The 11,600-nt window shown below is 65.7% G+C and carries 9 protein-coding genes; 4 read left to right on the top strand and 5 right to left on the bottom strand.

Annotated elements, in window-relative coordinates:
* Positions 1 to 120: 120 nt before the first annotated feature.
* Together pepN and AB6Q56_RS21935 are read right to left on the bottom strand one after the other, a co-directional pair.
* Complete coding sequence (gene pepN, locus AB6Q56_RS21930; RefSeq protein WP_434515121.1) at positions 121 to 2,721, bottom strand: aminopeptidase N; 2,601 nt, start codon at positions 2,719 to 2,721, stop codon at positions 121 to 123.
* A gap of 93 nt (positions 2,722 to 2,814) precedes the next feature.
* Positions 2,815 to 3,273, bottom strand: a complete 459-nt coding sequence (locus tag AB6Q56_RS21935) for a hypothetical protein (RefSeq protein ID WP_434515122.1) — start codon at positions 3,271 to 3,273, stop codon at positions 2,815 to 2,817.
* 277 nt (positions 3,274 to 3,550) lie between these two features.
* Between AB6Q56_RS21935 and AB6Q56_RS21940 the strand changes: the two genes are divergently transcribed.
* Positions 3,551 to 5,734, top strand: a complete 2,184-nt coding sequence (locus AB6Q56_RS21940) for a TonB-dependent receptor (protein ID WP_434515123.1) — start codon at positions 3,551 to 3,553, stop codon at positions 5,732 to 5,734.
* 54 nt (positions 5,735 to 5,788) lie between these two features.
* The gene (locus tag AB6Q56_RS21945) at positions 5,789 to 7,249 is read left to right on the top strand and encodes a PepSY domain-containing protein (RefSeq protein WP_434515124.1); all 1,461 of its coding nucleotides are present in this window, start codon (positions 5,789 to 5,791) and stop codon (positions 7,247 to 7,249) included.
* Between the two features lie 299 nt (positions 7,250 to 7,548).
* On the opposite strand, the gene AB6Q56_RS21950 is transcribed toward AB6Q56_RS21945, so the two are convergent.
* Genes AB6Q56_RS21950 through AB6Q56_RS21960 form a run of 3 tightly spaced genes read right to left on the bottom strand, consistent with a single transcriptional unit; the run spans position 7,549 to position 9,692 of the window.
* A complete protein-coding gene (locus AB6Q56_RS21950) occupies positions 7,549 to 8,556 on the bottom strand; it encodes an AraC family transcriptional regulator (protein WP_434515125.1) in 1,008 nt (335 codons plus the stop codon).
* Positions 8,557 to 8,592: 36 nt separating this feature from the next.
* Positions 8,593 to 9,219, bottom strand: coding sequence for a methyltransferase domain-containing protein (locus tag AB6Q56_RS21955; protein ID WP_434515126.1), 627 nt, complete (start codon positions 9,217 to 9,219; stop codon positions 8,593 to 8,595).
* Positions 9,216 to 9,692: a thioredoxin fold domain-containing protein gene (locus AB6Q56_RS21960; RefSeq protein ID WP_434515127.1), complete on the bottom strand. Its 477-nt coding sequence runs from the start codon at positions 9,690 to 9,692 to the stop codon at positions 9,216 to 9,218. The genes AB6Q56_RS21955 and AB6Q56_RS21960 overlap by 4 nt, the downstream gene beginning before the upstream one ends.
* Between AB6Q56_RS21960 and hemC the strand changes: the two genes are divergently transcribed.
* Both hemC and AB6Q56_RS21970 read left to right on the top strand, forming a co-directional pair.
* Complete coding sequence (gene hemC / locus AB6Q56_RS21965) at positions 9,691 to 10,626, top strand: hydroxymethylbilane synthase (RefSeq protein ID WP_434515128.1); 936 nt, start codon at positions 9,691 to 9,693, stop codon at positions 10,624 to 10,626. The two genes, AB6Q56_RS21960 and hemC, sit on opposite strands and share 2 nt — an antisense overlap.
* 152 nt (positions 10,627 to 10,778) lie before the next feature.
* The gene (locus AB6Q56_RS21970) at positions 10,779 to 11,567 is read left to right on the top strand and encodes a uroporphyrinogen-III synthase (protein ID WP_434515129.1); all 789 of its coding nucleotides are present in this window, start codon (positions 10,779 to 10,781) and stop codon (positions 11,565 to 11,567) included.
* Positions 11,568 to 11,600: the final 33 nt, after the last annotated feature.

Below are 11,600 nucleotides of genomic sequence, written 5' to 3' on the forward strand. Positions count from 1 at the left end.
GCGAGGCCCGCATCCTCGGCGTGAAGTTCCTCCGATGTGCAATGTCGGCCGGCGCCCTCGGGATAGCAGTCCGTTGCCGAGGCACCGGGAGCATGCAGGATGATCCGGGGCTTCGGCGAGTCAGTCCAGTGCCCGGGTGACCACTTCGAGCACGTCGCGCGACAGGCCTTGGTGGTCGCGCACCCGCTCCAGCGCGGCGCGGGCATGGTCTTGGCGTTGGCCGTCGAATTTCTTCCAGCGATCGAAACAGCGTGCCAGGCGCGAGGCAACTTGCGGGTTCTTGTCGTGCAGGTCGATGATGCGGTCGGCCATGAAGGCGTAGCCGCTGCCGTCGGCGGCGTTGAAGCGGACGAGATTGGCGCCGAAGGCGCGGATCAGGGAATAGATCTTGTTCGGATTGCCGGCGTCGAAGGCCGGGTGTGTCGTCAGCGCCTTGACGGTGGCCAGCGTGTCCGGCCGGCGGCTGGTCGATTGCGCTTGCAGCCACTTGTCGACGACCAGAGCTTCGTCCCTCCACTGGGCATAGAAGGCGGCGAGCGCCTCATCGCGTTGCGGGCAGACGGCGGCAGTGACGTTGGCCAGCGCGGCGAGGGCGGCGAACTGGTCGGTCATGTTGTCGGCCGACTTGAACTGCGCGGCGGCGAGCTGGCGGGCGGCATCGGTGTCGAGTTCGAGCAGATAGCCGAGGCAGAGGTTGCGTAGCGCGCGGCGGCCGGCTTGTTCGCTGCTCGGGGCGTAGGCTTCCTTGACGGTGAGCGCGGCATAGAGTCCGGAAAATTCGCCTTCCAGCTCTTCCGCCAGATGCCGGCGCAGGCCGTTGCGGGCGGCATGCAGGGCGTCGGGGTCGACCACGTCGAGCAGTTCGGCCAGCGTGCCTTCGCCGGGCAGGGTCAGGGCTTCGGCGACGAAGGCAACGCCGCGTTGGGCTTGCGTCTGCAGCAGGCGGCGGCAGGCGGCGGTGAAGGTGTCGGGCCAGACTGGGGCATGGCCGGCGGCGATGGCCTGTGCGGCGTCGAGGATCAGCGTCGTGGCCAGTCGCTGGCCAGCTTCCCAGGCGTTGAACGGGTCGGACTCGTGGGCGAGGAGCAGGGCCAATTGCTCCGGCGTGTAGTCGAAATCGAGATAGACCGGCGCCGAGAAATCGCGCAGCAGCGACGGTACCGGTTCGGCAGCGATGTCGTTGAAGACGAAGGATTGGCTGGCGGCCGTGAGTTGCAGCGTGCGCGCGCTGTTGGCCAGCTGTTCGCCGGTCTCCGAGAAGAGGGCGACGCGGATCGGGATCAGGGTGGGCTCATTGTCCGATGCGCGCGGATTCGACTGCGTGCAGGTCAGCGTGTAGGTTCGCGATTCGGCGTCGTAGTGGCCATCGACGGCGACGTGCGGCGTGCCCGGCTGGTTGTACCAGCGCATGAATTGTGTGAAGTCGAAGCCACTGGCGGCGTTCATCGCAGCAACAAAGTCCTCGCAGGTCACGGCCTGGCCGTCGTGGCGGCGGAAATATTCGTCCATGCCCTTGCGGAAAGCGTCGCGGCCGATCAGCGTCTGGATCATGCGGATGACCTCGGCGCCTTTTTCATAGACGGTGGCGGTGTAGAAGTTGTTGATCTCGACGAAGCTGGCCGGACGGATCGGGTGCGCCATCGGGCCGGCATCCTCCGGGAACTGGGCGGCGCGCAGGCCGCGTACTTCCCGGATGCGGGCGGTCTGGCGGTTGTGCAGGTCGGCGCCGAATTCCTGGTCGCGGAAGACGGTCAGGCCTTCCTTCAGCGAGAGCTGGAACCAGTCACGGCAGGTGACGCGGTTGCCGGTCCAGTTATGGAAATACTCGTGGGCAACGACGCGGTCGATGTTCTCGAAATCGACATCGGTGGCGACATCGGGGCGGGCCAGCACGTACTTGGTGTTGAAGATGTTGAGGCCCTTGTTTTCCATGGCGCCCATGTTGAAGTCGCCAACGGCGACGATCATGTAATGGTCGAGGTCGCATTCGAGGCCGAAGCGTTCCTCGTCCCATTTCATCGATTTCTTCAGCGCTTCCATGGCGTGCGGGCACTGGTCGAGCTTGCCCGGCTCGACGTAGATGGCGAGCTGTACGTCGCGGCCGGAGGCGGTGCGGAAGCGGTCGCGCAATACATCGAGCTTGCCGGCGACCAGCGCGAACAGGTAGGCGGGTTTCTTGAACGGGTCTTCCCACTTGGCCCAATGCCGGCCATTGGGCTCGTCGCCGGCGGCGACCGGGTTGCCGTTGGCGAGCAGCACCGGGAAGGTGGCCTTATCGGCGTGCAGGGTGACCGTGTAGATGGCCATCACGTCCGGCCGGTCGAGGAACCAGGTGATGCGGCGGAAGCCCTGTGCCTCGCACTGGGTGAAATAGCCGTCCGTGGAGCGGTAGAGGCCGGACAGGCAGGTGTTCTTGTCCGGCTGGATGCGGACGACGGTTTGCAGCGTGAAGCGGTCGGGCAGGTCGCTGAGGGTCAGCGTCGTCGGCGTTTCCGTTGTCGGCCAGGGGTTGCCGTCGACCGTCACGGCCAGGGTTTCGAGTTCATCGCCGTCGAGCACCAGCGGCAGGCCGGGACGCTCGGCGTTACGGCGCATCGCCAGCGTCGCGCTGACGGTGGTGTGGCCGGCTTCGATGGCGAAATCGAGATCGACCGTATCGATCCAGAAGGCGGGCGGGGTGTAGTCCTTGAGGTGGATGGTCTGGGGCGTATCGGTTTTCATTGTTCGGGGCGCTGGTGTCGTACAAGCGCCCGATGATACGCCAAGCGGCCGTGGCGGAGCGCCTTGCCGCCTGCTGTTCAGTCTCTTCCCGGCTCAGTCACGGTCGTGGCCGCGACCATGGCCATGACCGCGCCCGCGGCCGCGGTGGTCGTCGTCACGGTCGCCGTCGCGGTAGCCATCCCGGTAGCCGTGGCGGTATTCGCGACGATCATGGTGAGGGTGGCGCTCGCGGTAGACCGGTGCGTATTCGTTGCGGTACCAGTCATCCTGCACAAAGTAGACCGGTCGACCACAGGCGCTGTAGCGGTCGCAGTAACGGTGCCATTTCTTGGCATGACCGGGCGGTACGCGCAGATAGAGCGGCGGATAGTCGACGCGGGCCGGACGGATGATCATCGGCTCGGCGTAAATCAAGGGCGGCGGGGGATAGCCGCCAATATCGATACGGCCGTAGAAGCCCGGCTGGCCGATGCTGACGGATACCTGGGCGGACGCCGACGCGCAGAGTACCAGGGCAAGCAGCGTCGTGGAGAGAATGTGGCGTAAAGACATGGTGCTGTTTCCATAGGGGAGATATCGATTTAACGACAGAGGGGACAAACCGGGGGACAGGGGGCGCAAAAAAAGATGTCGCCTATTCCCGACAGAAGTGCTTGCCGCCGAGCTTTGGCGCACTGAAAGATGGAGGCGTGGGTGTGACAATATGACGCACCAAAATGGTGCATTTGTTTGATCTGTCGCAAGCGGCCTGCCGGTCTCGCCTCGGTAGCATTTGCGTCCTGGCCCCGCTCAGGGGTTCATCGAACGGGATAGATCAATGGATGCCGCTATGTATACTGCCGAACCACCGCTTTTTGCGATGCGCCCGCTTGCGCTCGCCCTGCTTTCCCTGGTTGCGACATCGGCCTGGGCGGAGGGTGAGGGCAAGGTGCCGACCCTGGCCGATGTCGTGGTGCGGGACAGCGTCGGGATCGACCCGGCCGGCCTGGCACGGAAATCGACGACCGGGAGCCGACTCGAACTCAGCGTCAAGGAAACGCCGGCCTCGGTGACGGTCATCGACCGCGAGCTGATCGAGGCGCGGGGTGCCGAGAATACGCAGGACATCATCAAGGGCATTCCCGGGGTCACCGCGTCCTCGGCGCCGGGCAGCCCCGGCCAGGTGTTCTACCGAGGCTTCACTGCGGGGAGCGTGACCCAGTTGTTCAACGGCATCACCGTGCAGTACGACGTGATCGCGGCGCGGCCGGTCGATAGCTGGATCTACGAACGTGTCGAGGCCATCGGCGGTCCGTCCAGCTTCCTGTTCGGCGCCGGCGCCATCGGCGGCTCGATCAACTACGTCACCAAGCTGGCCAGTCGCGACGGCAACTTTTCCGAGGCGCGCCTCGGCGTCGGCAGCTACAAGGCGCTGCAGATGGCGGCGGGCTTCAACCGGAAACTGGGCGACAGCAACGTGCTGCGCCTGGACGTCAGCCGCAACACCGGGGGGGCGTGGAGCGACCACACCGACCGCGAGGCGGTGCAACTGGCCGGTTCGTGGCTGGTCGACCTGGCGCCCGGTCTGAGCCATACCCTGGCGCTCGAATACCAGAAGGAAACGGTCGACCGTCCGTACTGGGGAACGCCGGTGCTCAAGCCGCTCGGCGGCCGCATCGCCATCGACGAGGGGACGCGCTTCAAGAACTACAACTCGAACGATGGCATCTACGAGCAAACCGTGCGCTGGGCGCGCTCGATCATCGATTACCGCGCCTCGGACAAGCTCAGCCTGCGCAACACCGTCTATCACTACGATGCCTTGCGCGATTATCGCAACGTTGAAATCTACGAGTTCAATGCCACCAACACCCTGGTTGCCCGCAAGGAAGCACTGTTGCAACGCCACGACCAGAGCGTCAACGGCAATCGCCTCGAGTTCTCGCTCGACCAGCCCATCGGTTCGCTGAAGAGCAACTGGGCTGGCGGCGTCGACTACAGCGTCAACAAGCAGACACGCTTCCCGCGTTCGGTGGCCGGGCCGTTCGGCAACGTCGATCCGTATGCCTTCAATACCGAGAGTTTCTTCAGCCTGCCCGGCATGACCCCCGGCTTTACACCCAATCGCACCAACGAGGTGACGACGCTGGCCGTTTTTGTCGAGAATCGCACCTTCCTGACGCCTGCCCTCTCTTTATTGAGCGGTCTGCGCCAGGAGCGCATCGATCTCGAGGTGACCAACCACCAGGCGGCGAGCGCCAGCAACCCGGCCTATTTCGAGCGCCGTTACACGCCGCTCACCGGCCGCCTGGCGCTGAACTACGATGTCACGCCGAACGTCAGCGCCTACGCGCAATACAGCACGGCAGCCGATCCGCCGGCCGGCGTGTTGAGCACGGCGAGTTTCGGCCAGGTGCGGGATTTCGACCTGACCACCGGCAAGCAGATCGAGGCCGGCAGCAAGTTGTTCTTCGATGAACGCAAGGGAACGGCGACCTTCGCCGTCTATGAAATCACGCGCAACAATTTCGCGGTGGCCAATCCGGGCCAGCCGGGTGTGACCGTGCCGGTCGGCCAGCAGACCTCGCAAGGTATCGAGCTGAGCGCATCGTGGCGCGTGGCACCGGGCGTGCAACTGGCCGGCAACTACGGCCTGGTCAAGGCGCGCTACGACGACTTCACGGAAAACGTGGGCGGCGTCGCGGTTTCCCGCGCGGGCAAGCAGCCGACCAACACGCCGCGCCAGGTCGGCAACCTGTGGCTGACCTGGTCGCCGATGACCAACGTGCAGGTCGGCGGCGACGTGCGTCATGTGGGCGCCCGCTTCGCCGACAGCGCCAATACGATCAGCGAGGGCAGCTATAACCTGTTCGGCGCCTTCGCATCGTACAAGCTGGACCGGAACACGACGCTGACCCTGCGTGCCCGCAACCTGACCGACAAGATCTATTCCGAGTTCCTGAGCGGAACTGGGGCCATGGCCTACCTGGGGGCGCCGCGCACCGTCGACCTGTCGATCCATGCCCGGTTCTAATTCGGCGCACCCTCGCGCCGCAAGGCACCTGCCCGACTGCATGGCGGGCAGGCGGTGAAGCGCTGGGTATACCTGGTGCATCGCTGGCTGGGCATCGCCTTGTGCTGGCTGATGGCGCTCTGGTTCGTCTCCGGGGTGGTCATGATGTATGTCGGCTATCCCAAGCTGACCCCGGGCGAGCGTCTGCGTGCCCTGCCGAGGCTGGTCGAGGACTGCTGCCCGGTGCCGCCGGAGGAGGTGTTCGCGCTGGCTGGCCCGGACGCCCGCATCCAGTCGCTGCGGCTGACCAGCATCGGCGAGCGGGCCGTTTACGTGGCGACCTTGCCGGGGCAGCGTTACCTGACGGTCGATGCCGGGAGCGGCGAGGCGCTGGCCAGCGTCGACGCGGCGCAGGCGCTACGTTCGGCCGCCCCCTTTGCGCCGGGCCGGACGCTGGCCTACGAAGGCGTGCTGGCAGAGGATGCGTGGACGCATTCCAAGGCGCTGGCTGGGCATCGTCCGCTACATCGTCTGGCCGACAATGCCGGTTGGCTGTATTACGTTTCGTCCGCGTCGGGCGAAGTGGTCCGCGATGTCAGCCCGGTCGAGCGCAGCTGGGGCTGGGTCGGCGCCTGGCTGCACTGGATTTATCCCTTGCGCGGCGGCAGCATCGATTTCGCCTGGAGCGATCTCGTCATCTACAGCAGCCTGGCCGGTTCGCTGCTCGCCTTGTTCGGCATTCTGATCGGGCTTTGGCGCTGGCGACGGGCCGCCTACGCCAACGGCCGGCATACGCCCTATCGCTCGGCCATGCTGCGCTGGCACCATTACCTTGGCCTGGTCGGTGGCCTGTTCGTGCTGACCTGGGTACTCAGCGGCCTGTTTTCGATGAATCCCTGGCGCATGTTCGACTCGGGTGCGCCGGCCTTGCGTCAGTCGCCGCTGCTGGCCAAGGAGCTGACAGGGCTCTCCCCGGCGGTTGCCTTGCACCGCTTCGGTGACGCCGGGCAGCGCAGCGTCGAATTGCGCTGGCAGCCGCTGGCCGGGCAGCTGTATGCGGTTGCGTACGATGCACAAGGCAGGCAACGCCTGATCCGCTGGCAAGCCGACGGTACGGTGTCGCCCGGGCATCCGCTGCCCCTGCTCGCCGAGGCGGGTCGGACGATGCTGCCCGATGCCCGGCTGGTCGACGAGTTGCTGCAAACCGAATACGACTGGCATTACTTCGCGCGTGCCGAGCACACCATGGGCGGTCACCTGGAGCGGCCGCTGCCGGTGTTGCGCCTGCGTTTCGCCGATCCGGCAGGAACCTGGCTCTACCTCGACCCGGCCAGCGGGCGCGTCGTCCAGCGCCTGGATGCCCACCGCCGGGTACAGCGCGTGCTGTTCGCCTTCCTGCACAGCTGGGACTGGCGTTTCCTGCTGGAAAACCGGCCGCTCTGGGACGTGCTGCTCATTGCGGCCAGCCTGCTGGGCCTCCTGCTCAGCGCCAGCGGCGCGGTGATCGGCTGGCGGCGCCTGAGGCGCCGCTGGTAGTCAGTCACGCAGGTTTGTGTGGATGCCGAGGCACGCATCCGCGCCCCGGTCGCGCGAAGCGAACCGCAGTCATGGTCGCAGCCATGGCGAGGATGAGCGAAAAAGCGAGCGGGGATACGGCGCGTGCCGAACATAGCAGAACCTGCGTGACTGGCTACTAGTGGTCTGCTTCGCAATTAGGCGGACACGAAAGCTTGTCTTTGTCCCTCTGGCGTTGTTGTGCCTACTTGCCGTACGCGTTGAACTGTCTGCGTCGGCACGCTTGGCCAGGCGTGCCGCGCTTCATTTTGTCACCGCTTCTAAAGCGGCTTGACTGGAATGCAGAGCTGGCAGGTGAATATCCCGGTCGCCGGATCGTACTCGGCGTCGACCGAGTAGTGCTCGAAGAACGGGCGGCTGTCGATCTGCAGGCCGCTGCCGGGCAGCCAGTCGCGCAGGAACTCGGTCCACGCCCGGCCGATGCCCGGGCCGTCGCCGCGGTAGGCGGCGAGCGCGTAGCGTCCGCCGGGCAACTGGGCGACGCCGGCCTGGCCGCGCGGGTGGAAATCGGCGGGAATCTCGACGCAGGCATCGTAGCGGCAGTTTGCGGCGGCGGTGATGCCCGGGTCGTCGTGGCCGATGCCGTAGCACGGGCGGCCCTCAAGCTGGTTGGCGCGCATCCAGGGCATGAACTGCTGCTGCCAGAAGGCGGCGACCGACGGGCCGTAGGGGCCGATATGCCGCAGGTAGGCGACGCGGGCCGGGGGCAGGGTGGCGAGGGTGACTTGCATGGTGAACTCCTCAACGGGCGTGTTGGTGAGTTCGGGATTGTCATGTCCTGCCACGTTTATATCCTGATCCGGCTTGCGCAAGAGCTGATCGGGATTGCTGCGGCGGCGGACGTTCAGCAGTTCGGTGTTCCAGCGGCTGGCCGTGGTCGCCCGCCAGGCGCTCGGCGTTTGCCCGAAGTGCGTCTTGAAGGCACGGGCGAAGGCTTCGCCGGAGCCAAAGCCGACGCTCAGTGCAATGTGCAGGATCGGTTGCTGCTGGCCGGCCAGCCGGACAGCAGCAATTTCGAGACGGCGGCGGCGCACGTAGTCGCCCAGCGTCTCGCCCATCCAGGCCGTAAAAACCCGGTGAAAGTGGTACGGCGAGAAATGGGCAACCGCTGCCAGCGGTGCAACCTCCAGCGTTTCGTCGAGGTGGGCGTCGATATGGTCGAGGACGCTGTTCATCCGCTGCGTATAGGCAGCCAGTGGTGCCGGGCGCTCAGGGCGGACGCTCTCGGCGCGGACGCGGCGACCGAGGCGGCGGGGCGTTACGGGCATGTCAGCTGCGTGTGGCGGGGCTGTCGAAAAGCATGCTTACCCCTTGCGCCGCCAGACTTGCCAGCGCTCGCGGCCGGCGAAGACGGGGATCGAGTCGGCTACCGGGCGGTCTTCAATACGTTCGAAGGCCGGCTGCAGCAGGGCGTCGAGCTGCTCCGGCAGGATGCCGAAAGGCGGCCCCTTGAGCTGGTCGCAAACGAAGAAGTAGCCGGCCAGCAGCCCGCCGGTCGGCAGCAGTTCGGCGACGCGCCGGCCCCAGTCGTCCCACAGCTTGCGCGGCAGGGCGCAGAGGAAGGCGCGTTCGTAGATCAGGTCGAGTGGCTTTGGCGCCTGCCACTGGAAAAAATCGGCGCACACCAGATCGACCGGGGCGTTGCCGAGGATGTCGCGGGCCGTTTCGATGGCTACCGGAGAGAAGTCAAGGGCGGTAACCGGCCAGCGGAGGGCGGCGAGACGAGCGGCTTCCCAGGCGCTGCCGCAGCCTGGGATGAGCGTGCGTAGCGGTGCTGTCTGGCGATCGACGAAGGCGGAAAAATCACCGGGTACCTTGCCTGCGTCCCAGGGCGTGGTGCCGGCGCCGAAGCGCTTGCACCAGAAGTCCGGGTGTTCCGGGCGCTGGTCGGCGGATTTTTCGGCGGGAGAGGTCTCGATGTTTTGGGTCATTTCCGCAGTTTCTTGCTGGCGTTGTCGATGCCATCGTCGAGATAGCTTTGGTAGAAATCGGGCAGGCGGGCACCGACGATGGGATCGGCGAGTTGTCGGCCGTCCGGTCCGTAGAAGGCGACTACCGGCACCAACTTGATCTTTGCGTTGCGGGCGAAGTCGGCATGGGTGGTTTTTTCCCCGCCGAAGCCGGTCAGGGCGGCATCGCTGTCCTGGCGGATTTCGCGAATGACCGGGCGGTTGCCATTGCGTGCCTGGCCGGCCATCGGCTGCAGGTAGTCGCGCTTGATGGCCGTGCAGAACTTGCAGTCGTCGCGGCTGAAAATGACGATCAGCGGCAAGCCGGCCCTGGCCGCCGCAGCTGACTCGGCGCGCAGGTCGCGTGCTGGCGGAACACCGGATGGATCAAGAGCGGCAGCGGGGGCGCATGCTAGAATCAGCCCTCCCAACAGCCCTGCCAAGTGACGCACCATGTCCGTTCCTTCCAAAATCGTCATTGCCTCTCGCGAATCCCGTCTTGCCATGTGGCAGGCCGTTCATGTCCAAGGCCGCCTGTCCGAACTCAATCCGGGGGCCGAGGTTGTCATTCTAGGCATGACCACCAAGGGTGACCAGATTCTTGATCGTCCGCTCGCCGAAATCGGCGGCAAGGGGCTGTTCATCAAGGAACTCGAAGTCGCCATGCAGGAAGGCAAGGCCCACCTCGCCGTGCATTCGATGAAGGACGTGCCGATGGTCATGCCGGAGGGCTTCGTGCTGGCCGCCATCTCGGCCCGCGAGAATCCGCGCGATGCTTTCGTCTCTAACAAGTACGCCGGCCTCGACGAACTGCCGGCCGGCGCCGTCGTCGGTACCTCCAGCCTGCGCCGCGAGGCCATCCTGCGCGCCAAGTATCCGCAGCTGGTGATCAAGAGCCTGCGCGGCAACCTCGATACCCGCCTGCGCAAGCTGGATGCCGGCGAGTACGACGCGATCATCCTCGCCGCCGCCGGCCTGATCCGCCTCGGCCTCAAGGAGCGCATCAAGGCCGTGCTGACGCCTGAGCAGTCGCTGCCTGCACCGGGGCAGGGCGCGCTGGGTATCGAACTGGTCGATGGCGATGCCGCCATGGCCGGCATCGTGGCACCGCTCAACGATGCCGAGACGGCCCACTGCGTCAAGGCCGAACGCGCCTTCTCGCGCGCCCTTGGCGGTTCCTGCCAGGTGCCGCTGGGCGGCTACGCCGTGATCGACAACGGCCAGCTGTGGCTGCGCGGGTTTGTCGCAACGGCCGACGGCAAGGAAATGGTCAGCGCCGAGTTGCGCGGCAATCCTGCCGACGATGAAGCGCTGGGCCTCAAGCTGGCTGCCGAGCTGCGCGCCCAGGGCGCCGACGCCATCCTGGAAAAACTCGCCCTCTGCAAATGAGTTGAGTGCCGTGTTGCGCGCTATTCGGGCCATAAAACCGCGGTGTCGCCTCCGTGATGGCGTTGCAAGTTCTCGCGACACCACGGGGTATCGCTGCGGCTTGCGCCTTGCCGCGAGCCGAACTGCATCGGTTTTATCCGGCGCTTCATAGCATGCAATACAACACTGGCGGTCCGCTGGCTGGCCGAACCATCGTCGTGACCCGGCCGCAGGCACAGGCAGCGCCGCTGGCCGAGGCCATCGCTGAGTCCGGCGGTGCGCCGCTGATTTTTCCCCTGCTCGAAATCGCCCCAGCGAGCGATCCGCAGCCATTGGTCGATGCGGTGCAGCGGCTGGCCGATTATTCACTGGCCGTTTTCATCAGCCCGAATGCGGTCGATTACGCCGTGCCGGCAATTCTTGCCTCTGGGCAGTGGCCTGCAGCGCTGGTGCCGGCAGCCGTCGGCCAGGGAACCGTCAAGGCGCTGGCGGCGCACGGCGTTTCGGGCTGCGTCGCGCCGACCCGGCGTTTCGATTCGGAAGCCTTGCTCGAACTGCCCGAACTGGCTGCCGAACGGGTCGGCGGTCGCCGTGTCGCCATCTTTCGTGGCGACGGCGGCCGCGAACTGCTGGCGGATACCCTGCGCGCGCGTGGCGCAACGGTCGATTGCGTTACTTGCTATCGCCGCTCCGGACCTTCCGGAGGCCTGGAGCCGCTGCTGGCGGCATGGCGTGAAAGCCGTCTCGATGCATTGACGGTGTCGAGCAGCGAAGGCATGCGCTATCTATTCGACCTGCTCGACGACGAAGGCCGGGCGTTCCTCAAGCGCACCCCGCTGTTTGTGCCGCATGGCCGGATCGCCGATAACGCCCGGGCTTTGGGTTTAAGCAACATTATCCTTACCGATGCCGCCGATGCCGGCATTCTTGCCGGCTTACGTGCTTATAATTGGCCGAAATGATGCCAGATAACGATACTTCCCCCACTCAGAATC

The sequence above is a fragment of the Dechloromonas sp. ARDL1 genome (genome assembly GCF_051122455.1).
GTDB lineage: Bacteria > Pseudomonadota > Gammaproteobacteria > Burkholderiales > Rhodocyclaceae > Azonexus.